Genomic DNA, 25,858 nt, shown 5'->3' with positions numbered 1-25,858 from the left:
GGTTTGGCACCTCGATGTCGGCTCATCGCATCCTGGGGCTGTAGTCGGTCCCAAGGGTTGGGCTGTTCGCCCATTAAAGCGGTACGCGAGCTGGGTTCAGAACGTCGTGAGACAGTTCGGTCCCTATCCGTCGTGGGCGCAGGAAATTTGAGAGGAGCTGTCCTTAGTACGAGAGGACCGGGATGGACGCACCGCTGGTGTACCAGTTGTCTTGCCAAAGGCATCGCTGGGTAGCTATGTGCGGACGGGATAAGTGCTGAAAGCATCTAAGCATGAAGCCCCCCTCAAGATGAGATTTCCCATAGCGCAAGCTAGTAAGAACCCTGAAAGATGATCAGGTTGATAGGTCAGAGGTGGAAGCGCGGTGACGTGTGGAGCTGACTGATACTAATCGTTCGAGGACTTAACCAAATTAGATGACTCGTTTTTCTTGAATTCTTCTTACACATTATCTAGTTTTGAGGGAATAAAACCTCAAACCAAATAGTCTGGTGGCGATAGCGAGAAGGTCACACCCGTTCCCATACCGAACACGGAAGTTAAGCTTCTCAGCGCCGATGGTAGTTGGGGGTTTCCCCCTGTGAGAGTAGGACGCCGCCGGGCACTGATAAGAACAGCTGTAATAGCTGTTCTTTTTTGTATGCAGAAATACCTTGTTTAAAGTGGAAGCAAAAATAATATGTAACTCTTTAGAAGAGGCAACGCGACTTCGGACTGGTTTAATGCGAAAGATCAATGAGTTTTCCGAACTAGGGGTGACTTCGGACAGGTTTAATAGAAGAGAACAAAAATCTGTCAGAAGTAGAAGCAACTTCGGACAGGTTTCCAGGAAAAGACCAAAAAGCTGTCAGAAGAAGGGGCAACTTCGGGCAGGTTTCCAGGCAAAGACCAAAAACCTGTCAGAAGAAGAGGCAACTTCGGACAGGTTGCCAAGGAAAGATCAAAAAGCTGTCAGAATCTGAGACACTCTCCCTAAACCAAATGAATCATCACCATATTAACCTAATAACAAAACCCTCTGAAACGATCAGAGGGTTTTGTTGTTTATTATTTCTTTTTCTTTCCAAAGGATTGAAGCTGGTCCATTACCTTTGCGCGTGACTTTTGGTCCTTTAGCAAGTATGCTGTACCTAGAGCAACAGTTGTCATCATTAGTTTTTTTCTATCCATATTAAAACCTCCTCGGATATGCAATATTCATATATATGAAATTCCCACTACCGGCTTATTTAAACATATCTATGATCCCCATTAATGGCTTTAGAAACGGCAACCCTTGCTGTTATTACTTATTCATCAGGTATTGGTAAATTAAGTAAGGTCCTTTTTTCATTGTTGAACTTAAAAAGGATTGAATCAAAGGATAGTCTTCATTTGGCATCATCTTGATTAATTCACTCCACCATTCTGTTTCATAGCGAGCGATCATCCCAAGGTTGTATAACAGTAAGTAGTGCAGCAGCAGTTCTGGAAAAAGAAATAGATCGCCTTTATTTAAGGGAAGTACATAATGCAGATCTTCAAGATTATATTTCAATGGGAGGGGTTCTAGTGAATCGTCCAAGTTAGCTTCAAACCTGATTAGGCTGGGATCATCTACAAATGAAACAGGGATTGAAGATTTGCTCTGAAAGAATTCCTTAAAACGGTTCTCGGTCATATGGAAATGGTCGATTATTGATTTAGGCAGCGAAAAGCCTGATTCGACAGATGTGACAACTTCGAAAATTTGTTTTCCTCTTAAATCAGAATAGATGCCGGATAATTCTGGAATCAGCTCTAACACATCACCCATTGTTGCTTTTTCACCTTCCAATTGTTTCATGTGGAACATCTTTTCAGCCATTAGAGAGAACAATCCATTCTTTTGGAATTTTACTTCATCCTCTGTAAAACTGTACTGTTGTTTTTTTCGTTTCCTGGTTGAAACACCATGAGCTAATACAGAAGTGGTTTCAGGGTAATCAGGTTCGACTGTCAGGATGCATGCTTTTATCAGATGGACAAGTCCATAAAAAAGCAAGATTGGCTGAATGGTCAGCGGAGACTTTTCAGCCTGTTCATAATAAAGCTTTCCATGTTCGAGATAATACATAAAGGGATAACAGTTTTCAAAGCTTTTAATGTCAGGCTGGTCAATGTTATTTTTACGGTAGCATTTTTTCAGATAGGATTGTGAATATTCCGCTGAAAAAAAGAGAGTATAACTATTCCATTCCTTATAAGGCGTAGACAATTGAAAAACCTCCAAGTTATTTGAAAAGTCGGACTAATAATAACCTTCTTGACAGTATTTTAACCAATTGATAACCTACAAATAATATTTTCTTAAAGGGGGGTCATTTACTATGTGGGAAAGTAAGTTTTTAAAAGAAGGATTAACGTTTGATGATGTACTGTTGGTGCCAGCTAAATCTGAGGTTTTGCCAAAAGATGTGAGCCTCAAGGTCAATCTGACAGAAACTTTGAGATTGAACATCCCGATCATCAGTGCCGGCATGGATACTGTGACAGAATCTGAACTGGCCATTTCGATTGCCAGACAGGGCGGACTTGGTATCATACATAAAAACATGTCCATAGAGCAGCAGGCTGACCAGGTCGATAAAGTAAAACGTTCTGAAAGTGGAGTCATTACCGATCCATTCTTTTTAACTCCTGAGCATCAAGTATTTGATGCCGAACATTTGATGGGGAAATACCGCATTTCCGGTGTTCCAATCGTCAATAACGTGGAAGAGCAAAAGCTTGTAGGAATCATTACGAACCGTGATATGCGTTTTATCCAGGATTATTCCATAATAATCGAAGAAGTCATGACGAAAACGGATCTGGTAACTGCTTCCGTGGGAACTACCCTTGAAGAAGCAGAGAAAATCCTTCAGCGCCATAAGATTGAAAAACTCCCACTAGTAAATGAGGAAGGTGTACTGAAAGGGCTCATTACCATCAAGGATATTGAAAAAGTGATTGAGTTCCCGAACTCTTCGAAGGATGCGCAAGGCAGCTTACTGTGCGGTGCGGCAGTTGGTGTTACAGCCGATACATTGAAACGAGTCGAAATGCTTGTAAAGTCACATGTAGACGTCATTGTTGTCGATACAGCGCATAGCCACTCAAAGGGTGTAATTGAAACGGTAAAGCAAATTCGTGAAAACTATCCGGAACTGAATATTATTGCCGGAAATGTTGCGACCGCAGAAGCCACAAGAGACTTGATAGAGGCAGGGGCAGATATTGTCAAGGTCGGCATTGGACCAGGTTCAATTTGTACAACGAGGGTTGTAGCTGGAGTAGGCGTTCCGCAGATTACCGCTGTATATGATTGTGCGACAGAAGCTCGCAAGCATGGCAAAGCAATCATAGCAGATGGCGGCATTAAATATTCCGGAGATATCGTCAAGGCCCTTGCTGCCGGAGGTCATGTGGTCATGCTCGGAAGCTTGCTTGCAGGTGTAAGTGAAAGTCCAGGAGAAACTGAAATCTACCAGGGAAGACGCTTCAAAGTATATCGTGGAATGGGTTCAGTTGGGGCAATGGAGAAGGGCTCTAAAGACCGTTATTTCCAGGAAGATAATAAGAAATTCGTTCCGGAAGGCATTGAAGGAAGAATTCCTTACAAAGGACCTCTGACAGATACAATTTATCAGCTTGTAGGCGGGATTCGCTCTGGTATGGGTTATTGCGGAACTGCCAATCTTGAAGAATTAAGGGAGAACGCCCAGTTCATCAAAATGACTGGTGCAGGACTAAGAGAGAGTCACCCGCATGATGTCCAGATCACGAAGGAAGCACCAAATTACTCGATGAGCTAAGTTTATAATAGAAAAACAGGCAGGAACTACGACTTTTCACCTGTATATCCGTTGTTTTACCTGATTTTACAATAGACAGAGTGACTATTCTCTGTCTATTTTTTTCGTTTTTTTTATGTTAAACTATACGGGTGTGATTTTTCAGAGGTAAAAAAATATGCAAGTTTTATAGATTATTTTAAAATTTTGGAGGGAAATTCGTCTTGAATCGTAAACAGAAACAGCTTTCAATGTTCTTTGCAGCATTCATTTTAACGATCACAACTATGTTTTCTGGATTTTCAATGGAAGCTGAAGCAGCAGAGGGCCAGCTCGGTATTGATGCTGAAGCAGCCATGCTAGTCGATGCGGAAACTGGAAGAGTATTATATGAAAAGAATTCCGATGTTGTCCTTGGCGTGGCATCCATGTCCAAGATGATGACAGAATATATGGTCCTTGAAGCGGTCAAAAAAGGAAAGTTGAAATGGGACCAAAAGGTGAAGATCAATGAGTATGTCCATAAGCTATCTGGTGCACCTGGTCTGTCCAATGTCGGATTGACACAGGGTGAGGATTATACGGTAAAAGAATTGTATGAAGCTATGGCAATCCATTCTGGGAACGCAGCTACTGTTGCACTTGCTGAGGTTCTTTCCGGGACAGAGAAAAACCATGTTGAGAAAATGAACAAAAAAGCGGCGGAGTTAGGATTGAAAGATTATAAATTCGTAAACTCTTCAGGCTTGAATAATAGGGATCTATTAGGACAACACCCTGCCGGCGGCCCAGAGGAAGAGAATGTCATGTCCGCACGTTCAATGGCTAAGCTTGCCTACCGACTGTTGAAGGATTATCCGGAGGTTTTGGATACAGCGAAAATGCCAACGTTGAAATTCCGTGACGGACGTGAATATAAAAACTTTAACTGGATGCTTCCGGGCCTTATCTACCAGTATGAAGGGGTAGACGGGTTGAAAACAGGTTCGACTGATTTTGCAGGATATGGTTTTACTGCTACTGCAATGAGAAATGACCAAAGATTCATTTCTGTTGTGATGAAGGCCGACTCTAAAGACAGCCGTTTTGCTGAAACGCGTAAAGTCCTTGATTTAGCTTTCAGTAATTTTACAGAAGAAGAGCTAGTGAAAAAGAATCATCAGGTTAAGAGCAAGAAGAACCTTCCGGTAACAAAAGGGAAGGAAGACAGCGTTAAGATACAGTCTAAAGATGCCATTACAATGACCATCAGGAATGGTGAAAAGGATCAATATGAACCGGTACTCGTACTGGATAAAAAGAAGCTTAATGAAAATGGAGAGCTGACTGCTCCTATCAAAAAGGGTGAAAAAGTTGGCTATATGACTGTTAAGTCCAAAAAGGATGAAAACATCAGCTTTTTAACTGAAGATGGGCAAAAGCAAATCCAGGTACCGGTTGTTGCTGCTGAAAGTGTCGAAAAGGCGAACTGGTTCGTGCTGATGATGCGCGGAATCGGTGGATTCTTTGGAGACTTGTTTGGCGGAGTTGCTGATGCAGTAAAGGGTTTGTTTTAAATAACGATATTGAATAAAGAATGTTTGGTTTCCTGTCTTGACAGGAAACCTTTTTTATTGTTTATTTTCATTAGGGGTAACTGAATTCCGACTAAACAAGTATGGTTTTTCAGCTATTTTCTAGTGCTTACATAGTAATCCTTTTTATAGGGACAAGGGGGAAAAAGAATGAAGACAGGTACTGATCGAGTTAAACGCGGTATGGCAGAAATGCAAAAGGGCGGCGTCATCATGGACGTTGTTAATGCTGAACAGGCGAAGATTGCAGAAGAGGCCGGCGCAGTTGCCGTAATGGCCCTGGAGCGTGTTCCATCGGATATCCGCGCAGCAGGCGGCGTAGCAAGAATGGCTGACCCACGTATCACCGAAGAGGTAATGGGTGCTGTCACAATTCCCGTTATGGCAAAAGCACGAATCAGCCACATCGTAGAAGCACGTGTGCTTGAAGCGATGGGTGTTGATTATATCGACGAGAGTGAAGTTCTGACTCCGGCTGATGAAGAATTCCACTTGAATAAAAGAGATTATACAGTTCCATTCGTATGCGGTTGCCGTGATCTTGGCGAAGCAGCGAGGAGAATTGGTGAAGGGGCTTCCATGCTTCGTACCAAGGGAGAGCCTGGCACAGGCAATATCGTCGAGGCTGTCCGCCATATCCGCAAGGTGAACGCTCAGGTGCGTAAGGTCGTCGCAATGGACATGGATGAACTTATGACTGAAGCAAAGCTTCTAGGAGCTCCGTACGAGCTTCTGCTCGAAATCAAGCAGCTTGGACGCCTTCCGGTTGTGAACTTTGCTGCCGGCGGTGTAGCTACACCAGCAGACGCGGCACTAATGATGCAGCTAGGAGCAGACGGAGTATTCGTAGGCTCTGGTATCTTTAAATCTGATAACCCTGCAAAGTTTGCAAAGGCAATTGTTGAAGCAACGACTCACTATCAGGATTACGAGCTGATTGCGAACATTTCAAAAGGTCTTGGCATCCCGATGAAGGGTATGGAAATTTCATCACTGGCACCAGAAGCCCGCATGCAGGATCGCGGCTGGTAAGGGGATAGCTATGGTGAAAATAGGAGTACTTGGCCTTCAGGGTGCTGTACGAGAGCATATACGGGCAATTGAAGCATCTGGAGCGGAGGGCACTGTCATTAAGCGTCCAGAAGAGCTATCAGAAGTCGACGGCCTGATCATTCCTGGCGGAGAAAGTACTGCAATCCGCCGTCTTATTGATAAGTATGGCTTCATGGAAGAGTTAAAGAAGTTCGCTGCAGATGGTAAGCCGATGTTCGGGACCTGTGCCGGATTGATTCTGCTTGCGAATGATCTCGTTGGCTACGATGCGCCGCACATCGGTGTCATGGATGTGAAAGTGGAGCGCAACTCTTTTGGTCGCCAGCGAGAAAGCTTTGAAGCGGACATTGACATCTCAGGAGTGGCAGAGAATTTTTCTGCCGTCTTTATTCGTGCCCCGCATATTGTGGAAGCTGGTGAGAATGTCGAAGTGCTGGCCAAGCATAATGACAGGATTGTTGCTGCTCGTGACGGACAATTTTTAGGCTGTTCGTTTCATCCTGAATTAACTGATGATTATAGACTCATGAACTATTTTGTAAAAATGGTCGAGGAGACAAAGAGTAAAAATTTTGCATAAACCGCTTGCATGCTGACCATAATTGTAGTAAATTATGAATTAAAATTCGATAGTAAAAAAGCTATGAGAGGGAATAGTAGCTTGTGTCCATTCCAAAGAGAGCCGGTGGTTGGTGTGAACCGGTGTCTGGAGCAAATGAATCCGCCCTCGAGCAGAGTATGGAACGCCTGATTGGCAAGTAAATACTTTCGGTAAAAACCGTTATTTTATGAGTGGGAAGCATTTTTGCTTTCAACTAGGGTGGCAACGCGGGTTAACTCTCGTCCCTTTTAGGGGACGGGAGTTTTTTGTTTTATCAAAGACTTTTTTATTTCAGGTAAAAGGGAGGAAATCGCAGTGTTAGACGTAAAGTATTTAAGGGCTAATTTTGAAGAAGTAAAACGGAAGCTGCAGCACCGAGGAGAGGACTTAACTGATTTCGGCAAGTTTGAGGATCTCGATGTTAGGCGCAGGGAACTAATTCTAGACGCTGAACAGCTGAAGAGCAGAAGAAATGAAGTGTCCCAGCAGGTTGCCCAGTTAAAGCGTGAAAAACAGGACGCTGATCACTTGATTGCTGAAATGCGTGAGGTTGGGGATAAGATCAAGGTTTTGGATGACCAGTTGCGTGAAGTTGAGGAAGAACTGGAAGCCTTGATGCTAAGCATTCCGAATATACCTCATGAAAGTGTTCCAGTTGGAGAAACGGAAGATGATAATGTAGAGGTTCGCAAATGGGGAGAAATCCGTGATTTTGAATTCGAAGCGAAGCCACACTGGGATGTCGCAGACCATCTAAAAATCCTTGATTTCGAACGTGCTGGAAAAGTAACCGGCAGCCGTTTCGTATTTTACAAGGGATTGGGAGCGCGCCTTGAGCGTGCCTTGATGAGCTTTATGCTTGACCTTCATGTCGACGAGCATGGCTATACAGAAGTTCTGCCACCATACATGGTTAATCGTGCAAGCATGACTGGGACAGGACAGCTTCCTAAGTTTGAAGAAGATGCATTCCGAATTGAGAGCGAAGATTACTTCTTGATTCCGACAGCTGAGGTTCCTGTTACAAACATGCACCGCGATGAAATCATGAGCGGAGAGGAATTGCCAATCAATTATGCAGCCTACAGTGCGTGCTTCCGTTCAGAGGCAGGATCTGCAGGGAGAGATACGCGCGGTTTGATCCGCCAACACCAGTTCAACAAAGTCGAGCTTGTTAAATTCGTGAAACCTGAAGATTCTTATGATGAGCTGGAGAAGCTGACTGGACATGCCGAAAAGGTGCTTCAGCTGTTAGGCCTTCCATACCGCGTATTGAGCATGTGTTCTGCTGACCTTGGATTCACAGCTGCAAAGAAATACGATATTGAAGTTTGGATTCCAAGCTATGGCACATACAGGGAAATCTCTTCTTGCAGTAACTTTGAAGGTTTCCAGGCTAGACGTGCGAATATTCGTTTCCGCCGTGAAGCAAAGGCTAAACCAGAGCATGTGCACACACTGAACGGATCTGGTCTTGCAATTGGCCGTACAGTAGCCGCCATCCTGGAAAATTATCAGCAGGCTGATGGAAGTGTCGTCATTCCAGAGTCATTGCGTCCATATATGGGCAACCGGGAAGTTATTGCTCCTAAATAATTTTACATTTGGGCAGGATTCATTCCTGCCCTTATAAAAAATTCAAAAGAAGTGTTGACTCGTTTTCGAATACATGATATTATATTTCTTGTCTCGGAGGTATACCCAAGTCTGGCTGAAGGGATCGGTCTTGAAAACCGACAGGCGGGTAACACCGCGCGGGGGTTCGAATCCCTCTACCTCCTCCATTATTTTAATATTAAAGCATTAACGCATAAAAACAATTTGGAGATTGTGTAAAGAAACCCGTTACGGTTGTAGCGGGTTTTTTTATATTCTTTCTTAAGGTGCTTATAGAAATTTCTTAAGGGGAACTAGCTTGAATTTGGCTAATAGATTTGAGAGTAGAGAACATTATCTGGGGCTTTAAACCTTGTTAGCTCTGTCTCAAGACGTGTAGAAAATAAAAAACCGCCAAATGGCGGTTTTATTTTTTCAACAACTGAGTTTGTCTAATATGCGTTGCGATTTTCTCCACGATTGGCTCAATGGATTCCGGGTTATTGAACAAATCATAATCATTGATGTTCAAACGCAGGACTGGGCATGCGTTGAAGTTATTGATCCAGTTCTCATAACGAGCATGCATTTCTTCCCAATAAGTTATCGGAGTCTGCTGTTCCATCGGTCGTCCTCTTAGCTTGATGCGTTCAAGAATATCGTCAATTGAACCCTCAAGGTAGATCAGCAAGTCTGGATGTGGGAAGTATGGAGTCATGACCATCGCTTCGAATAGACTCTTGTAGGTTTCGTAGTCCACAGGGGACATTGTGCCTTTTTCATAATGCATTTTTGCGAAGATGCCTGTATCTTCATAAATCGAACGGTCCTGGATAAATCCGCCGCCGTATTCGAAAATTCTTTTTTGCTCCTTGAAGCGCTCTGCAAGGAAATAGATTTGCAAGTGGAAGCTCCAGCGTTCGAAATCAGCATAGAACTTATCAAGGTATGGGTTTGTATCTACTTTTTCAAAGGATGTACGGAACCGAAGGGCATCCGCCAGGGCATTTGTCATAGTCGATTTGCCGACTCCTACAGTACCAGCAATCGTGATGACCGCATTTGCCGGGATGTCATACTTTGTTCTTAGATTCATGGTTGTACGCTCCTTTTTCTTAATGATGCGGTTAGCTGATCAATGATCAGCTGAAGATCTTCTTCGTTTTTCACAAAATCCAGCTCATCGCCGCTGAAACGGAGGACGGGGATTTCAGGGTGGTCATGCTCAAATTGAAGCATTGCTTGTTCATAATCAAGAGATAATTGCTCTAGATATAAAGGGCTGATGTTTTTCTCGACTTCGCGGCCGCGCATTTTGATGCGCTTCAGCAATGTATCAAGACTTGCATTCAAGTAAATGATGACATTCGGCTTAGGCATATCTTTTGTCAGGATTTGATAAATATCTAGGTATTTTTTGTACTCCTGATCATTTAAGGTGCGCTGTGCGAAAATGAGGTTTTTCATGATATGGTAATCAGCAACGACAGACTTGTTTTTGCTGAGGTAATGTTCATTAATATCTCCGAGCTGCTTATATCGATTGCAGAGGAAAAACATTTCTGTCTGGAAACTCCATTCTTCTATGTCATCGTAAAACTTCCCTAAAAATGGATTTTCATCGACAATTTCTTTTAAAAGTGCAAACTCGAACCGTTCGGAAATGGCACGTGCAAGTGACGTTTTTCCGATGCCGATTGGTCCTTCAACCGTTATAAAAGGTGTTCCTTCCACAACATGTCCTCCCTCTCTGTTGTATCTATCTCTATTTTACATTTCTGTCAGTTAAATCACGCAAAATCCATTTTATCACACCACTGTATGATATGGGTATGGAATATTAAGAGGCAATTTTAGCAAAAAAGAAGACAGCCGCATAAATACTGCGCCTGTCAATTATTATCGGAATTTGTAAACTTATTTTGACAGAAAATTTTATCTTTTAAAAAGAGGGCAGGTACTACTTTCATTTTGAGAAATGTCTAGCTTCAGCGCCTAACCCCTTGAGTCGCTTGTCTAGTGTCGCCTCCTAGAAACTCCGAAACTTCAACTCCGCCGGCAGAAGCAAAAAGCGCTTCTTTGTCGGAGTCTCCAGTTTCTGCGTTTCTGGGCAGTCGGCTATACTTTTCGGTTTCGGTCCGCTCAGGTGAAGTCAAAGAACGACTTCACCGGTCAGCCCTCCAGCGCTTGTCGGGGCTGACCAAGACGCTTACGCTTTTCGAACTACGTTGAAATTATCCTGGATGAGCAGCCAGTTTTGCGGGAAGGAGAGTCCGAGCTTCCAATAGCTCATTCCTCTAAGGTTCAATTCTTTGATCAATTCGAATTTTGTCTGGATGGAGCGTGCATCCTCAAACCAGACTTCGTGCTGCTTTCCATTTGAGGCTGTATATCGGAAGGTTGGCGCCTGGGACTTTGTGTTGTACTGGATCGCTACATTATTCTCGGCTGCAATCTGGATGGCCTGCTGCGGACTTACGGCCCTTGCGATCGTCCCCTGGACAAATGGAAGTGTCCAGTCATATCCATATAGATTCTGTCCCATCATGATTTTTTGTGACGGCATTTCACTGATGGCATACTCTAATACCTCGCGTACAGGGACGATGGGTGAGACCGCCTGGGCAGGTCCGCCGCTATAGCCCCATTCATAAGTCATGATGACGACAAAATCTACTATTTCCCCATGCGCTTTGTAGTCGTGCGCCGTATACCACGGCCCTGTCTGGGATGCACTAGTTTTAGGAGCCAGTGCAGTGGATATGAACCAGCCTTCCTGTTTAAACCGATCCCTTGCTTTTCGGAGGAAGGTGTTATAGGCTTCACGGTCTTCGGGGCGCAGGTATTCAAAGTCAAAGTGGATATCGCGGAATCCATACTTTTTAGCGGTGGCAACGATATTGTTCAGAAATTTGTCCTGGACAGCCATGTCATTCAGGATGATACGGCCAAGCTCATCGCTGAACTGGTCGTTTTCCTGATTGGTGATGACCATCATCAGAATATTATTGTTGGCTTCGGCAATGGCCGGGGAAATTGTTCAACAGCGGTTCCTTCAATGAACCGTCCCGCAAAGCCTGGAAGCTGAACGGCGCGAGATAGGTTAGATAGGGAGCAGCTTCCCGGGCAGCTGTTTCAAGTGCAGGGGCCACTGTGTTCCCTCTTGGTTCTACATAGGCATTGAATTCCGCATTTGTTTTCGGTCGTTGCGGAATATATAAACGGAAACCTACAGATAATGGCTGGTTGACTGAAATCCCGTTAATCCTCGCGAGTTCCTGTGGAGTGATCCCAAACCTTCGTGAAATCGCCCATAGTGTGTCTCCAGGCTGGACAAAGTAAAAACTGCCGACGATCGGGATGACCATCGCCTGGCCAACAACTAGATTATTCGGGTTAGGCAGTTCGTTCGCTTCGGTTATATCAGCAACAGAAGACCCGTAAATTTGAGCGATCTGTGTTAATGTCTGTCCTTGCTGAACCACATGAATTTGCATCTTCTTCCCTCCCTTGCATTTTTAGCGCTACAACCATTGTATGAAGGAAGAAATTGCAGTATGTTAAAAATCGAGCTCCCTAGAAGGCCTTGTATCGGCAGACAGGACGTTTTTCATCATTGTCAGGGCGTATTTATTATCCTCATCATCATTAGATGCAATGAAGTCCTCAGGGATAATCAGGTTGTATTCTCGCATATACGCATCATTTGCAGTGAAAAGCACGCAGATGTTGCCTGCAATTCCCGATAGGACCAATGTATCCACCTTCAATTGCTGAAGCAGGGTATGAAGGGCTGTTCCATAAAAAGCAGAATGCTTTGGTTTTATTAAAAAATAATCCTGATTTTTTTCAGGAGCAATTTTTTTAATGAGTTCATCGCTCGTTTCATTGGAGCAATGATCAATGATTTTTTCAAAATCCGCCTGCCATAGATTATAATGGTCATTAATATAGATAACAGGCATGTCGCTTTTATTGAAAGATCTCTTTAATGTTAAAATTGGATCGATGATTTTTCGGGTGTGTATAGCGAGGGTTTTCCCGGCATCAAAATTAAAATCATTGATCATATCAATAATTAATAGAGCAGCCTTTGACATGAATGAATCCTCTCCTTTTCCTTTATATTTTTACCGGCGGGGGATTCTTAAACCAATTGGAAACAACAATATTATTTTTAAGGAGGGAAAGATGGAAGCTCAACTTACCCAGGATGAAAAATTCATGCTTATGGCAATTGAAGAAGCGAAAAAAGCTGGGCAGATGGATGAGGTACCGATTGGTGCGGTGATTGTCCTCGATGGTGAGATCCTTGCTCGTGCCCACAATCTCCGTGAAACGAAGCAGAGCTCGATTGCCCATGCAGAGGTGCTGGCAATCGACGAGGCATGCAAGAAGTTAGGCACCTGGCGGCTTGAGGATGCCACTCTCTATGTGACACTGGAGCCATGCCCGATGTGTGCAGGGGCCATTATGCTCTCGCGGGTGAAAAAAGTGGTTTATGGAGCAAAGGATCCGAAGGGCGGCTGCGCCGGCACCTTCATGAATATCCTCCAGGATGAGCGCTTCAACCATCAAAGTGAAGTGGTGACAGGCGTGCTGGAAGCAGAATGCGGAGCACTGCTATCCGACTTTTTCAGGAATCTCCGGGAAAAAAAGAAGCTGAAAAAGAAGCAGGCAAAAGAGGAACTGGAACAACAGACAGGAATTGACAGGGGATAAGCATTGCTTTTTAGTCCGTGAATTAGTATACTATGTATGTGTCCTTGAGACACACCTAAATAAGGTTTCAATTTTGCCGTGCTAGTCGGGGAGGTAGCGGTGCCCTGTACCCGCAATCCGCTCTAGCGGGGATGAATCCCTTCCTGAGGCTGTTTTACTGTAGGGTCTGCCTTAAGTAAGTGGTGTTGACGCCCGGGTCCTGCGCAATGGGAATCCATGAACCATGTCAGGTCCGGAAGGAAGCAGCATTAAGTGGACGCTCCCATGTGCCGCAGGGTTGCCTGGGACGAGCTAACTGCTTAAGTAACGCTTATGGTATTCAGTCGACGGAAGGTGCGCGGCAGTTAAATATGATACATTCAACTCATCCTTTTAACAGGGATGAGTTTTTTGTCGTTTAATACAATAAAAACTTCCCCTTGTAAAAGTGAAATTGAAAGTTATTTGCGTTATAATAGATAAGATAATAAAAGGAAGGGAGCGGTGTCATTGGCCTACCAAGCTTTATATCGTGTCTGGCGTCCACAGCAATTTATAGATGTGGTCGGGCAGGAACATGTCACAACGACACTGCAAAACGCTCTGCTTCAACAAAAAATATCACATGCCTATCTTTTTTCGGGACCCAGGGGGACTGGGAAAACGAGTGCTGCTAAAATTTTGGCAAAAGCGGTTAACTGCGAAAATGCTCCAACGGCCGAACCATGCAATGAATGCGATGCCTGCCGCGGGATAACGGATGGATCGATTCCTGATGTGATTGAAATCGATGCCGCTTCCAATAACGGTGTCGAGGAAATCCGGGATATTCGAGATAAGGTAAAATATGCGCCGAACGTCGTGAAGTATAAAGTTTACATCATAGACGAAGTGCATATGCTTTCCATCGGAGCGTTCAACGCATTGCTGAAAACCCTTGAAGAGCCTCCAAAGCATGTCATCTTTATCCTCGCCACGACTGAGCCTCACAAGATTCCACTCACAATCATTTCACGATGCCAGCGATTTGATTTTAAGAGGATCACAGCTCAGGCAATTGTGGGCAGGATGAAGCAAATTGTTGAGGAATCTGGAGTGGATTGCGATGAAAAAGCCTTGCAGATTATTTCCAGGGCTGCAGAAGGCGGAATGCGTGATGCTCTAAGTCTGCTAGATCAGGCTATCTCATTCAGCCAGGATACAGTAACGATTGAAGATGCACTCACGGTAACAGGCACTGTATCACAGAATTTCCTGAACCAGCTGGCCAGAGCGATTTATGAAAAGAATGCGGCAGCTGGGCTGGAAGCTTTGGAAGAACTGCTTTTACAAGGGAAGGATCCAGCAAGGTTCATAGAAGACTTGATTTTCTTCTATCGTGACATGCTCCTTTACAAGGCAGCACCTGCACTCGAGGAATCTATGGAGCGAGTAATGCTGGACGAAGATTTTCAGGAGCTTGCCAATCACGTCGAGCCAGCTCAGATCTATGAATTAATAGAAGTCTTGAATAAAGCGCAGCAAGAGATGCGTTGGACAAACCATCCCCGTATCTTCCTAGAAGTAGCGATCGTCAAGCTATGCCAGCTTGAAAATCGCCAGCCATCTACCAGCAATGTTGAGGTTGAACCATTGCTGAGAAGGATTGAACAGCTCGAGGAAAAATTGGTACAGTTTCAGCAAAATCCTGGAATGGCAGCAAGTGAACCAGCTGCGGCTGCTAAAAAAGCGCCTCGTCCGAACCGTAAAGGCTTCCAGGCTCCGACTGGAAAGATTAATGAGGTTCTGAAAAGTGCTACGAAGACAAATCTCCATACAATTAAGGGGCGTTGGGGAGATCTGCTCGAAATGCTTGCCGCGAATCAAATGCGTTCTCAGGCAGCGTTGTTAAATGAAGCCGAACCAGTAGCTGCATCTGATGAGGCAGTCGTGATAAAATTCAAATATGAAATTCATTGTCAGATGGCTATGGAAAACACCAGATTCACTGAAACTGTCAGCGGTGCGATGAATGATTACACCGGTAAAAGGATGCAGGTAATTGGTGTGCCTGAAGATCAGTGGCTTAAAATAAGGGAAAACTTTATCAGCCAGAGGGGCGATGGGGAATCGGAAGGGCAAGCTGCTGCAGCTGAAGACCCGCTGATTGCTGAAGCTAAAAAACTATTTGGCGATGAATTAATACAAATACAAGATTAAATTTGGAGGTACGTTTACATGATGCGAGGAAATGGAAATATGCAAAATATGATGAAGCAAATGCAGAAAATGCAAAAGAAGATGGAAGAAGCACAAGTTCAATTAGGAGAAGAGAAGATTGAAGGTACTGCAGGCGGCGGTATGGTAACGGTTATCGTTACAGGTCACAAGGAAATTGTCGATGTGCAAATCAAGCAGGAAGTTGTTGATCCTGATGATGTGGAAATGCTTCAGGACCTAGTTCTTGCAGCAACGAATGATGCGTTGAAAAAAAGCAGAAGAACTAACCAATAAGACAATGGGCCAATTTACAAAGGGCATGAACCTTCCTGGGGGAATGTTCTAGGAGGAATATAACAGAATGCATTATCCTGAACCAATATCGAAGCTGATTGACAGCTTTATGAAATTGCCAGGTATCGGCCCGAAAACGGCCGCTCGTCTGGCTTTTTTCGTATTAAGCATGAAGGAAGAAACTGTTTTGGATTTCGCTAAGGCATTGGTCAACGCTAAACGCAACCTGACTTATTGCTCGGTCTGTGGCCATATAACCGACCAGGATCCTTGCTATATATGTGAAGACCAGCGCCGCGATCGCAGTGTGGTCTGCGTTGTCCAGGATCCTAAGGACGTTATTGCGATGGAAAAGATGAAGGAATTCAATGGTCTCTATCATGTACTTCATGGAGCAATCTCTCCTATGGATGGAATTGGCCCAGAAGATATAAATATTCCCGACCTATTGAAGAGACTTCAGGATGAAACAGTCCAGGAAGTCATACTAGCAACGAACCCGAATATCGAAGGGGAAGCAACTGCTATGTATATCTCAAGGCTGTTGAAGCCATCAGGAATTAAGGTTACAAGAATCGCCCACGGACTGCCGGTCGGCGGGGATCTTGAATATGCGGATGAAGTCACCCTTTCTAAAGCATTAGAAGGGCGCCGGGAAGTGTAACTCCATCTATTAAGAACAAACTCTACTGGAGGAGAGTCATGTTATTTCGTAAAAAGAAATGGCTTAGAAAAGAATTCGACCATAAACTATTGGGACAGCTGGACAGCATGAAGAGAAACTGGAACAATCAAAAGCTACTGGTTGAAAGAAGTTTCGATCCATCAGAAGAGTTTATCACTGAAGCGAAAATTGCTGAGTCCAAGTACTTCTTTCTTTTCAAAGAAGCAAAGCACAGAAAAATCACCATTAAGACGAAGTGAGGTTTTTTCCATACGACAAGGTCTTATTTTGATAACTTGTACATAAAAATGTACAAGACATTGAAGTAAGGGGGGAGAGTATGGATCCTGTAGTTGTCATATCGGTCCTAGGTGGATTGATCTTTTTGCTGCTCATTATAGGTGCACCGACAAAACCGCTCCGCTTTATTGGTCAGAATGCAGTGAAGATCTTAATTGGAGCCATCTTTTTATTTTTTCTTAATGCTTTTGGTACTAGCTTTGGTATTTATGTACCCATCAATATTGCGACCGCAGCAGTCTCGGGTCTGCTAGGAATACCTGGTGTGTTTGCGTTGGTAGCTATTCAGACTTGGATTATCTAAAGAAGGAACGCCGCTTTTTTAAGCGGCGTTTTATTATTTTAGGGATTTCTTGCGAAAGCTATTGACCAGGCAAGCAGAAGTTGTTATTATATTAAACGTTGCTGTTGAACAGCTGTTAACAACTTTTTTAAAAAGGTGTTGACGAAATATCGACAGCATGATATATTATTTAAGTCGCCTACGGGTGACGCCGAAAAATTGCTCTTTGAAAACTAAACAAACAAGCGTCAACAAACAATATTTATAGTGACTTCTATTATATAGTTGATCACTAGCCAACGTTTTAAATTATGAGCTAAACTCATACTCTTTCTTGGAGAGTTTGATCCTGGCTCAGGACGAACGCTGGCGGCGTGCCTAATACATGCAAGTCGAGCGGATCTTCATTAGCTTGCTTTTGAAGATCAGCGGCGGACGGGTGAGTAACACGTGGGCAACCTGCCTGTAAGACTGGGATAACTTCGGGAAACCGGAGCTAATACCGGATAATCCTTTCCCTCTCATGAGGGAAAGCTGAAAGACTACCGGCTGTCACTTACAGATGGTTTCGCGGCGCATTAGCTAGTTGGTGAGGTAACGGCTCACCAAGGCAACGATGCGTAGCCGACCTGAGAGGGTGATCGGCCACACTGGGACTGAGACACGGCCCAGACTCCTACGGGAGGCAGCAGTAGGGAATCTTCCGCAATGGACGAAAGTCTGACGGAGCAACGCCGCGTGAACGATGAAGGCTTTCGGGTCGTAAAGTTCTGTTGTCAGGGAAGAACAAGTATCGGAGTAACTGCCGGTACCTTGACGGTACCTGACCAGAAAGCCACGGCTAACTACGTGCCAGCAGCCGCGGTAATACGTAGGTGGCAAGCGTTGTCCGGAATTATTGGGCGTAAAGCGCGCGCAGGCGGTTCCTTAAGTCTGATGTGAAAGCCCCCGGCTCAACCGGGGAGGGTCATTGGAAACTGGGGAACTTGAGTGCAGAAGAGGAGAGCGGAATTCCACGTGTAGCGGTGAAATGCGTAGAGATGTGGAGGAACACCAGTGGCGAAGGCGGCTCTCTGGTCTGTAACTGACGCTGAGGCGCGAAAGCGTGGGGAGCGAACAGGATTAGATACCCTGGTAGTCCACGCCGTAAACGATGAGTGCTAAGTGTTAGAGGGTTTCCGCCCTTTAGTGCTGCAGCAAACGCATTAAGCACTCCGCCTGGGGAGTACGGTATGCAAGGCTGAAACTCAAAGGAATTGACGGGGTACACAAGCGGTGGAGCATGTGGTTTAATTCGAAGCAACGCGAAGAACCTTACCAGGTCTTGACATCCTCTTGATTTCCCTAGAGATAGGGCGTTCCCCTTCGGGGGACAGAGTGACAGGTGGTGCATGGTTGTCGTCAGCTCGTGTCGTGAGATGTTGGGTTAAGTCCCGCAACGAGCGCAACCCTTGATCTTAGTTGCCAGCATTCAGTTGGGCACTCTAAGGTGACTGCCGGTGACAAACCGGAGGAAGGTGGGGATGACGTCAAATCATCATGCCCCTTATGACCTGGGCTACACACGTGCTACAATGGATGGAACAAAGGGTCGCGAAGCCGCGAGGTCGAGCCAATCCCATAAATCCATTCTCAGTTCGGATTGCAGGCTGCAACTCGCCTGCATGAAGCCGGAATCGCTAGTAATCGCGGATCAGCATGCCGCGGTGAATACGTTCCCGGGCCTTGTACACACCGCCCGTCACACCACGAGAGTTTGTAACACCCGAAGTCGGTGGGGTAACCTTTATGGAGCCAGCCGCCTAAGGTGGGACAGATGATTGGGGTGAAGTCGTAACAAGGTAGCCGTATCGGAAGGTGCGGCTGGATCACCTCCTTTCTAAGGATATTGCCATAATGGCAATCGGAATGCGAACCTTCTGGTTCGTACTGTGGATGTAATCCACATAGTTGACCGCTTGTTTGTTTAGTTTTGAGGGAGTAATTCCTCTCTATATGATATATGGGACTATAGCTCAGCTGGTTAGAGCGCACGCCTGATAAGCGTGAGGTCGGTGGTTCGAGTCCACTTAGGCCCACCATATATCTTTCATAATGGGGCCTTAGCTCAGCTGGGAGAGCGCCTGCCTTGCACGCAGGAGGTCAGCGGTTCGATCCCGCTAGGCTCCACCAAGTATTTGTTCCTTGAAAACTAGATAATCGTAAGTAAGAAGAACCAAGAAAAAACCGAGTGATCGCCATTTTAGTTTTTCTCTCTATATAATAGAGAAATGACCTTTTAGGTTAAGTTAGAAAGGGCGCACGGTGGATGCCTTGGCACTAGGAGCCGATGAAGGACGGGACTAACACCGATATGCTTCGGGGAGCTGTAAGTAAGCTTTGATCCGGAGATTTCCGAATGGGGAAACCCACTGTTCGTAATGGAACAGTATCTTTACCTGAATACATAGGGTATTGAAGGCAGACCCGGGGAACTGAAACATCTAAGTACCCGGAGGAAGAGAAAGCAAACGCGATTCCCTGAGTAGCGGCGAGCGAAACGGGACATAGCCCAAACCAAGAGGCTTGCCTCTTGGGGTTGTAGGACACTCAACATGGAGTTACAAAGGAACGGGGTAGATGAAGTGGTCTGGAAAGGCCCGTCAGAGAAGGTAAAAACCCTGTAGTTGAAACTTCGTTCCCTCCTGAGTGGATCCTGAGTACGGCGGGACACGAGAAATCCCGTCGGAAGCTGGGAGGACCATCTCCCAAGGCTAAATACTCCCTAGTGACCGATAGTGAACCAGTACCGTGAGGGAAAGGTGAAAAGCACCCCGGAAGGGGAGTGAAATAGATCCTGAAACCGTGTGCCTACAAGTAGTCAGAGCCCGTTCATGGGTGATGGCGTGCCTTTTGTAGAATGAACCGGCGAGTTACGATCCCATGCAAGGTTAAGTTGAGAAGACGGAGCCGCAGCGAAAGCGAGTCTGAATAGGGCGAATTTAGTATGTGGTCGTAGACCCGAAACCAGGTGATCTACCCATGTCCAGGGTGAAGGTTGGGTAACACCAACTGGAGGCCCGAACCCACGCACGTTGAAAAGTGCGGGGATGAGGTGTGGGTAGCGGAGAAATTCCAATCGAACTTGGAGATAGCTGGTTCTCTCCGAAATAGCTTTAGGGCTAGCCTCACGTTGTAAGAGTCTTGGAGGTAGAGCACTGTTTGGACTAGGTACCTCATCGGGTTACCGAATTCAGACAAACTCCGAATGCCAAAGACTTATCCGTGGGAGTCAGACTGCGAGTGATAAGATCCGTAGTCAAAAGAAACAGCCCAGACCACCAGCTAAGGTCCCAAAGTATACGTTAAGTGGAAAAGGATGTGGAGTTGCTTAGACAACCAGGATGTTGGCTTAGAAGCAGCCACCATTTAAAGAGTGCGTAATAGCTCACTGGTCGAGTGACTCTGCGCCGAAAATGTACCGGGGCTAAACGTATCACCGAAGCTGTGGATTGACATCTTAGATGTCAGTGGTAGGAGAGCGTTCTAAGGGCGTTGAAGTCAGACCGTAAGGACTGGTGGAGCGCTTAGAAGTGAGAATGCCGGTATGAGTAGCGAAAGATGGGTGAGAATCCCATCCACCGAATGCCCAAGGTTTCCTGAGGAAGGCTCGTCCTCTCAGGGTTAGTCGGGACCTAAGCCGAGTACCGAAAGGCGTAGGCGATGGACAACAGGTTGATATTCCTGTACCACCTCTTTATCGTTTGAGCAATGGGGGGACGCAGTAGGATAGGGTAAGCGCGCTGTTGGATATGCGCGTCTAAGCAGTAAGGCTGCAAGTGAGGCAAATCCCGCTTGCGTGAAGGCTGAGCTGTGACAGCGAGGGAAATATAGTACCGAAGTTCCTGATTTCACACTGCCAAGAAAAGCCTCTAGCGAGATAAAAGGTGCCCGTACCGCAAACCGACACAGGTAGGCGAGGAGAGAATCCTAAGGTGAGCGAGAGAACTCTCGTTAAGGAACTCGGCAAAATGACCCCGTAACTTCGGGAGAAGGGGTGCTCATTTGGGTGAATAGCCTAGATGAGCCGCAGTGAATAGGCCCAGGCGACTGTTTAGCAAAAACACAGGTCTCTGCGAAGCCGTAAGGCGAAGTATAGGGGCTGACGCCTGCCCGGTGCTGGAAGGTTAAGAGGGGGTTAGCTCACGCGAAGCTCTGAATCGAAGCCCCAGTAAACGGCGGTAAACTATAACGGTCCTAAGGTAGCGAAATTCCTTGTCGGGTAAGTTCCGACCCGCACGAAAGGCGTAACGATCTGGGCACTGTCTCAACGAGAGACTCGGTGAAATTATAGTACCTGTGAAGATGCAGGTTACCCGCGACAGGACGGAAAGACCCCGTGGAGCTTTACTGTAGCCTGATATTGAATTTTGGTACAGCTTGTACAGGATAGGTAGGAGCCTGAGAAACCGGAGCGCCAGCTTCGGTGGAGGCGCTGGTGGGATACTACCCTGGCTGTATTGAAATTCTAACCCACGCCCCTGATCGGGGCGGGAGACAGTGTCAGGTGGGCAGTTTGACTGGGGCGGTCGCCTCCTAAAGAGTAACGGAGGCGCCCAAAGGTTCCCTCAGAATGGTTGGAAATCATTCGCAGAGTGTAAAGGCACAAGGGAGCTTGACTGCGAGAGACCTACAAGTCGAGCAGGGACGAAAGTCGGGCTTAGTGATCCGGTGGTTCCGCATGGAAGAGTATCGCTCAACGGATAAAAGCTACCCCGGGGATAACAGGCTTATCTCCCCCAAGAGTCCACATCGACGGGGAGGTTTGGCACCTCGATGTCGGCTCATCGCATCCTGGGGCTGTAGTCGGTCCCAAGGGTTGGGCTGTTCGCCCATTAAAGCGGTACGCGAGCTGGGTTCAGAACGTCGTGAGACAGTTCGGTCCCTATCCGTCGTGGGCGCAGGAAATTTGAGAGGAGCTGTCCTTAGTACGAGAGGACCGGGATGGACGCACCGCTGGTGTACCAGTTGTCTTGCCAAAGGCATCGCTGGGTAGCTATGTGCGGACGGGATAAGTGCTGAAAGCATCTAAGCATGAAGCCCCCTCAAGATGAGATTTCCCATAGCGCAAGCTAGTAAGAACCCTGAAAGATGATCAGGTTGATAGGTCAGAGGTGGAAGCGCGGTGACGTGTGGAGCTGACTGATACTAATCGTTCGAGGACTTAACCAAATTAGATGACTCGTTTTTCTTGAATTCTTCTTACACATTATCTAGTTTTGAGGGAATAAAACCTCAAACCAAATAGTCTGGTGGCGATAGCGAGAAGGTCACACCCGTTCCCATACCGAACACGGAAGTTAAGCTTCTCAGCGCCGATGGTAGTTGGGGGTTTCCCCCTGTGAGAGTAGGACGCCGCCGGGCACCAAAAAGAACAGCTGTAATGGCTGTTCTTTTTTTGTGTGCGGATTTATTAATGGGGCTGAATATATAGCAGCAATTGATAATATACGAATAGCTTCAGACAGGTTTGGAGGAATAGCAGGAAAAGCTGTCAGAAGAAGAGGCAACTTAAGATAGGCTTGACGGAAAAGCAGGAAAAGCTGTCAGAAGAAGAGGAAACTTAAGACAGGTTTGACGGGAAAGCAGGAAAAGCTGTCAAAAGAAGAGGCAACTTAAGACAGATTTAAGAGAAAACAAGGAAAAGCTGTCATAAGTAGGAGCAACTTTATAGGACCTTCAGAATGCCTTTATCATCCTATCCAACATGCTTAATGATCAATATTCGCTTCTTTTCAAAAGTATTTTATATAATAAACCAACCTAAATTGTTATAAGACATACAAGGAAACCGGATGTCAATCATAAAATATAAAACAACTAAACTTCCAAAAAAATTATTCGGAAAATTGTATACAAAAAAATACTCCTGGCAACAATAGGTGTACGGAGGTGGAGAATTTGGGTTCGCTTTTAGCTAAGAATCAAATCGGGGAAAACTGTGTGATTTGCGAACAGACGAAAAAGGCTGGCATACACCTGTATACTTCTTTTATATGCACAGACTGTGAGAGCATCATGATCAAGACAGATACGAGTGATCCTCAATATAAATATTACGTAGAAAAGCTAAGGAAGGTAACGAAGCCTGGCATTTACAGTTAAAAGCTCATTTTGGGCTTTTATTTTTTTTGTTTTGTAGGAATTTTTAAAATGGTTAGTGTGGGTAACTAATTGTAGTTTTCTTAATCCAGCTCCCGCGCCTATCCCTCGAGTCGCTTGTGTGGCTGCGGCTCCTAACTCCTCGAGACGCTTGTCTAGCTACGCCTCCTAGAAACTCCGAAACTTCAACTCCGCCGGCAGAAGCAAAACCGCTTCTTTGTCGGAGTCTCCAGTTTCTGCGTTTCTGGACAGTCTGCTATACATTTCGATTTCGGTCCTGCCAATGAAGTCAAAGAACGACTTCACTGGCAGGCCCTCCAGCGCTTATCGGGCCTGAACGAGTCGCTTGCGCTTTTTGTTCCAAAAAAACAGTGTTAGAATAGATAGGTGTGAATTTATATATACAGGTGAGATTATGAATCAATTCAAAACACCCTTGTACACTCAATTGGTTGAGCATATAAACGGAAGCCCTCTATCGTTTCATGTACCAGGGCACAAAAATGGGGCTATTTTCCCTAAAAATGGACAGGCCTACTTTAAGCAAATTTTAAAATTGGATGCAACAGAAATAACAGGATTGGATGACCTTCATTCACCAGAGGGAGTTATTTTTGAAGCTGAAGAATTACTTATGGATTTATATAAAACAGATAAAAGCTTTTTTTTTAATAAATGGATCAACTGTCGGGAATCTTGCGATGATCCTTTCTGCGATAAATGAGGATGATGTGGTGCTGGTCCAGCGCAATTCGCATAAATCGATCATGAATTCTTTAAGACTTGCAAAAGCAAAACCTGTATTCATAAGTCCGGAATACAACGAAGAATACGGTGTAGCTGCCGGGTTGAGTATTGATGGGGTCAGATCAGCACTCAGCCAGTATCCGAATGCAAAGGCACTTATCGTAACGTACCCCAATTATTATGGACTGACATATGACCTTAAAACGATTATAGATTTGGCTCATGACCACGGCATTCCTGTATTGGTTGATGAGGCACATGGAGTTCATTTTATTGCTGGGGATTATTTTCCGGCTTCTGCTGTTGTACTTGGAGCCGATATTGTCGTGCAGTCTGCGCATAAGACCTTGCCAGCCATGACAATGGGAGCCTTCCTTCATTATCAGACGAAACGTGTCTCTCTCAGCAAGCTGAGATTCTATTTGCAAGCTCTGCAGTCAAGCAGCCCTTCGTATCCATTGATGGCTTCCCTTGATTTGGCACGCCTGTATCTGGGTACTTATAGCAAGGACGATCTCTCATACCTCCAAGCTGAAATCGAGGAGTTCAAAAAAAGGCTGCAGAAGATAACCGGGATTTATGTATTGCAACCTGATGATCCGCTTAAATTAACTATACAATCAATGGGTTCCTGGTCTGGCTTTGAGCTGCAGTCAAGACTCGAATCGGAAGGGATCTTTACGGAACTGGCAGACCCATATAATGTTCTGCTCGTTCTTCCTTTATTGAAGAATGGCATGAAGCACTCCTTGGAAGAAGCGGCACAAAAGATTGCCAAGGTTGTAAGTGCTATGCCTGATGGAAAAAATAAACCTGAATCAAAGGTTGTTCATAAAACTATTTCATCTTTAAAAGTCAGTTATAAAGAGATGGAGCTGCAACTGACAGAGTATGTTCTGCTGAAGGACGCTGCAGGAAGGATTAGTGCTGAGCAGATCATTCCCTATCCGCCGGGAATTCCAATTTGTCTCCGTGGTGAAGTCCTGACAGAAGATGATATTAATACAATCTTATTTTTAAAAGAAAAAGAAGCGAAAATCCAGGGCGGAGACTATTTGAAGGCTGGTAAAATTAAAGTGTTTAAGAGTTGGGGGATATAAAATTGGAAAAAGGAATCTTTATTACAATAGAAGGTCCGGATGGTTCTGGCAAGACAACGATCCTTCAGATGCTGGCTGAAAATCTTCAAAAGGAAGGCCGCGAAGTGGTGGCCACACGTGAGCCTGGAGGGATTGAGATTGCTGAACAAATCAGGAAAGTCATCCTGGATCCGGAAAATACAGCGATGGACCCGCGTACAGAGGCACTTTTATATGCTGCGGCGAGGAGGCAGCATCTTATTGAAAAGGTGAAGCCTGCTCTAAACGCAGGGAAAATCGTCTTATGTGACCGTTTTGTTGATAGCTCTCTTGCCTACCAGGGACATGCTCGTGGTCTAGGCATTGATCAAGTGTACTCAATCAACGAGTTTGCGATTGAAAATATGATGCCGGCAATGACCCTGTACTTTGATGTTGCGCCTGAGATTGGGCTTGATAGGATTAATAAAAACAAGGGTCGCGAAGTCAATCGACTGGATATGGAGAAGCTGGAATTTCACCAAAAGGTTCGAGAAGGTTATATGATGATTGCCGATAGATTCCCTGACAGGATTGCCAGAATCGATGCTTCAAAGGAATTAGAGGCAGTTTATCAACAAGCCGAAGCGAAAATTAAAGAGCTATTGAATAGTTAATATCCAGCACAACAAGCCTTGGTTTCGACTAGGCTTGTTTTTTACATACTAATTATTCGAGTTTGTGAGATGTTTTGAAAATAAGAGGTTATTTCACGAAAAACGCACTCGAATACTCCAATGGAATCAATCGATAAACAGATAAGGGAATTTAGCTGGAAGGCAATGGTATTTTA

The 25,858-nt window shown here is 45.2% G+C and carries 21 protein-coding genes, 3 tRNA genes, 5 rRNA genes, 1 other RNA gene, 2 pseudogenes and 1 other annotated feature (1 of these 33 running past the window's edge); of the genes and pseudogenes, 24 read left to right on the top strand and 8 right to left on the bottom strand.

Translation table 11 applies throughout. From position 1 onward, the window contains the following. Together LC048_RS22980 and rrf (LC048_RS22975) are read left to right on the top strand one after the other, a co-directional pair. A 23S ribosomal RNA gene (locus LC048_RS22980) occupies nucleotides 1–411 on the top strand (it extends 2,527 nt beyond the left edge of the window). 76 nt (nucleotides 412–487) lie between these two features. Continuing rightward, nucleotides 488–603: ribosomal RNA gene (gene rrf, locus LC048_RS22975) — 5S ribosomal RNA — on the top strand. A 444-nt stretch (nucleotides 604–1,047) separates the two neighbouring features. Here the strand turns inward: rrf (LC048_RS22975) and LC048_RS22970 are convergent. Next, nucleotides 1,048–1,170 (bottom strand): hypothetical protein, encoded by a 123-nt coding sequence (locus tag LC048_RS22970; RefSeq protein WP_264188564.1) that lies wholly within the window; start codon nucleotides 1,168–1,170, stop codon nucleotides 1,048–1,050. Between the two features lie 115 nt (nucleotides 1,171–1,285). Then, on the bottom strand, nucleotides 1,286–2,236 hold the full coding sequence (locus tag LC048_RS22965; protein ID WP_306048876.1) for a YaaC family protein: 951 nt from the start codon (nucleotides 2,234–2,236) through the stop codon (nucleotides 1,286–1,288). Nucleotides 2,237–2,348: 112 nt separating this feature from the next. On the opposite strand from LC048_RS22965, the gene guaB reads away from it, so the two are divergent. The 6 genes from guaB (at nucleotide 2,349) to LC048_RS22935 (ending at nucleotide 8,806) form a co-directional block, all read left to right on the top strand. Further along, the gene (guaB, locus tag LC048_RS22960) at nucleotides 2,349–3,815 is read left to right on the top strand and encodes an IMP dehydrogenase (RefSeq protein ID WP_306048875.1); all 1,467 of its coding nucleotides are present in this window, start codon (nucleotides 2,349–2,351) and stop codon (nucleotides 3,813–3,815) included. Nucleotides 3,816–4,045: 230 nt separating this feature from the next. Beyond that, complete coding sequence (locus LC048_RS22955) at nucleotides 4,046–5,350, top strand: serine hydrolase (protein ID WP_371932084.1); 1,305 nt, start codon at nucleotides 4,046–4,048, stop codon at nucleotides 5,348–5,350. Nucleotides 5,351–5,518: 168 nt separating this feature from the next. After that, on the top strand, nucleotides 5,519–6,400 hold the full coding sequence (gene pdxS, locus LC048_RS22950) for a pyridoxal 5'-phosphate synthase lyase subunit PdxS (protein WP_306048874.1): 882 nt from the start codon (nucleotides 5,519–5,521) through the stop codon (nucleotides 6,398–6,400). Between the two features lie 10 nt (nucleotides 6,401–6,410). Beyond that, nucleotides 6,411–7,001, top strand: a complete 591-nt coding sequence (pdxT, locus tag LC048_RS22945; protein WP_226607855.1) for a pyridoxal 5'-phosphate synthase glutaminase subunit PdxT — start codon at nucleotides 6,411–6,413, stop codon at nucleotides 6,999–7,001. A 54-nt stretch (nucleotides 7,002–7,055) separates the two neighbouring features. Next, nucleotides 7,056–7,272 (top strand) — a binding site (T-box leader). A 65-nt stretch (nucleotides 7,273–7,337) separates the two neighbouring features. Then, nucleotides 7,338–8,618 (top strand): serine--tRNA ligase, encoded by a 1,281-nt coding sequence (serS, locus tag LC048_RS22940; protein ID WP_226607856.1) that lies wholly within the window; start codon nucleotides 7,338–7,340, stop codon nucleotides 8,616–8,618. Nucleotides 8,619–8,713: 95 nt separating this feature from the next. Beyond that, nucleotides 8,714–8,806 (top strand) — tRNA-Ser (locus LC048_RS22935). 239 nt (nucleotides 8,807–9,045) lie between these two features. Here LC048_RS22935 and LC048_RS22930 read toward each other — a convergent pair. The 5 genes and pseudogenes from LC048_RS22930 to LC048_RS22910 all read right to left on the bottom strand — a co-directional run bounded on the left by LC048_RS22930 (nucleotide 9,046) and on the right by LC048_RS22910 (nucleotide 12,718). Then, nucleotides 9,046–9,714, bottom strand: a complete 669-nt coding sequence (locus LC048_RS22930) for a deoxynucleoside kinase (protein ID WP_102264767.1) — start codon at nucleotides 9,712–9,714, stop codon at nucleotides 9,046–9,048. Further along, nucleotides 9,711–10,352 (bottom strand): deoxynucleoside kinase, encoded by a 642-nt coding sequence (locus tag LC048_RS22925; protein ID WP_226607859.1) that lies wholly within the window; start codon nucleotides 10,350–10,352, stop codon nucleotides 9,711–9,713. The genes LC048_RS22930 and LC048_RS22925 overlap by 4 nt, the downstream gene beginning before the upstream one ends. A 254-nt stretch (nucleotides 10,353–10,606) precedes the next feature. Then, entirely contained in the window at nucleotides 10,607–10,774 is a 168-nt protein-coding gene (locus LC048_RS22920; protein ID WP_226607862.1) for a hypothetical protein, read from the bottom strand. Nucleotides 10,775–10,827: 53 nt separating this feature from the next. Next, nucleotides 10,828–12,115, bottom strand: a pseudogene (locus LC048_RS22915) (LysM peptidoglycan-binding domain-containing protein). A gap of 63 nt (nucleotides 12,116–12,178) precedes the next feature. Continuing rightward, the gene (locus LC048_RS22910) at nucleotides 12,179–12,718 is read right to left on the bottom strand and encodes a cysteine hydrolase family protein (RefSeq protein WP_226607867.1); all 540 of its coding nucleotides are present in this window, start codon (nucleotides 12,716–12,718) and stop codon (nucleotides 12,179–12,181) included. Between the two features lie 91 nt (nucleotides 12,719–12,809). On the opposite strand from LC048_RS22910, the gene tadA reads away from it, so the two are divergent. The 13 genes and pseudogenes from tadA to LC048_RS22845 all read left to right on the top strand — a co-directional run bounded on the left by tadA (nucleotide 12,810) and on the right by LC048_RS22845 (nucleotide 23,203). Further along, a complete protein-coding gene (gene tadA, locus LC048_RS22905) occupies nucleotides 12,810–13,340 on the top strand; it encodes a tRNA adenosine(34) deaminase TadA (RefSeq protein WP_226607870.1) in 531 nt (176 codons plus the stop codon). 76 nt (nucleotides 13,341–13,416) lie between these two features. After that, nucleotides 13,417–13,681: signal recognition particle sRNA large type (gene ffs, locus LC048_RS22900), an RNA gene on the top strand. A gap of 148 nt (nucleotides 13,682–13,829) precedes the next feature. Then, on the top strand, nucleotides 13,830–15,518 hold the full coding sequence (dnaX, locus tag LC048_RS22895; protein WP_226607872.1) for a DNA polymerase III subunit gamma/tau: 1,689 nt from the start codon (nucleotides 13,830–13,832) through the stop codon (nucleotides 15,516–15,518). An 18-nt stretch (nucleotides 15,519–15,536) separates the two neighbouring features. After that, nucleotides 15,537–15,864: pseudogene (locus LC048_RS22890) on the top strand (YbaB/EbfC family nucleoid-associated protein). A gap of 15 nt (nucleotides 15,865–15,879) precedes the next feature. Further along, the gene (gene recR / locus LC048_RS22885) at nucleotides 15,880–16,476 is read left to right on the top strand and encodes a recombination mediator RecR (RefSeq protein ID WP_215036270.1); all 597 of its coding nucleotides are present in this window, start codon (nucleotides 15,880–15,882) and stop codon (nucleotides 16,474–16,476) included. A 38-nt stretch (nucleotides 16,477–16,514) separates the two neighbouring features. Then, entirely contained in the window at nucleotides 16,515–16,736 is a 222-nt protein-coding gene (locus LC048_RS22880) for a YaaL family protein (protein ID WP_306048868.1), read from the top strand. An 80-nt stretch (nucleotides 16,737–16,816) separates the two neighbouring features. Continuing rightward, nucleotides 16,817–17,080 (top strand): pro-sigmaK processing inhibitor BofA family protein, encoded by a 264-nt coding sequence (locus LC048_RS22875; protein ID WP_226607875.1) that lies wholly within the window; start codon nucleotides 16,817–16,819, stop codon nucleotides 17,078–17,080. Nucleotides 17,081–17,390: 310 nt separating this feature from the next. Then, nucleotides 17,391–18,938 (top strand): 16S ribosomal RNA (locus LC048_RS22870). Between the two features lie 125 nt (nucleotides 18,939–19,063). Continuing rightward, nucleotides 19,064–19,140 (top strand) — tRNA-Ile (locus LC048_RS22865). A 15-nt stretch (nucleotides 19,141–19,155) separates the two neighbouring features. Then, a tRNA-Ala gene (locus LC048_RS22860) sits at nucleotides 19,156–19,231 on the top strand. 109 nt (nucleotides 19,232–19,340) lie between these two features. Then, nucleotides 19,341–22,270 (top strand): 23S ribosomal RNA (locus LC048_RS22855). A 76-nt stretch (nucleotides 22,271–22,346) separates the two neighbouring features. After that, a 5S ribosomal RNA gene (rrf, locus tag LC048_RS22850) occupies nucleotides 22,347–22,462 on the top strand. The 16S, 23S and 5S rRNA genes sit together here with 2 tRNA genes alongside, the layout of an rRNA operon. A gap of 528 nt (nucleotides 22,463–22,990) precedes the next feature. Further along, a complete protein-coding gene (locus tag LC048_RS22845; protein ID WP_371931955.1) occupies nucleotides 22,991–23,203 on the top strand; it encodes a sigma factor G inhibitor Gin in 213 nt (70 codons plus the stop codon). Between the two features lie 165 nt (nucleotides 23,204–23,368). On the opposite strand, the gene LC048_RS22840 is transcribed toward LC048_RS22845, so the two are convergent. Further along, nucleotides 23,369–23,506: a hypothetical protein gene (locus LC048_RS22840; RefSeq protein WP_226607350.1), complete on the bottom strand. Its 138-nt coding sequence runs from the start codon at nucleotides 23,504–23,506 to the stop codon at nucleotides 23,369–23,371. Nucleotides 23,507–23,615: 109 nt separating this feature from the next. On the opposite strand from LC048_RS22840, the gene LC048_RS25210 reads away from it, so the two are divergent. From LC048_RS25210 to tmk, 3 genes are read left to right on the top strand one after another with little or no spacing between them, the layout of a single operon-like run. Next, nucleotides 23,616–23,924, top strand: coding sequence for a hypothetical protein (locus LC048_RS25210; protein WP_371931954.1), 309 nt, complete (start codon nucleotides 23,616–23,618; stop codon nucleotides 23,922–23,924). Beyond that, entirely contained in the window at nucleotides 23,902–25,047 is a 1,146-nt protein-coding gene (locus LC048_RS22835; RefSeq protein ID WP_371931953.1) for an aminotransferase class I/II-fold pyridoxal phosphate-dependent enzyme, read from the top strand. The genes LC048_RS25210 and LC048_RS22835 overlap by 23 nt, the downstream gene beginning before the upstream one ends. Before the next feature lie 2 nt (nucleotides 25,048–25,049). Beyond that, on the top strand, nucleotides 25,050–25,682 hold the full coding sequence (tmk, locus tag LC048_RS22830) for a dTMP kinase (protein ID WP_226607346.1): 633 nt from the start codon (nucleotides 25,050–25,052) through the stop codon (nucleotides 25,680–25,682). Nucleotides 25,683–25,858: the final 176 nt, after the last annotated feature.

The organism is Mesobacillus subterraneus (genome assembly GCF_020524355.2).
Classification (GTDB): domain Bacteria; phylum Bacillota; class Bacilli; order Bacillales; family Cytobacillaceae; genus Mesobacillus; species Mesobacillus subterraneus_C.
The sequence above is the reverse complement of the archived record's forward strand: the minus strand, read 5'-3'. Positions and strand labels throughout refer to the sequence as shown.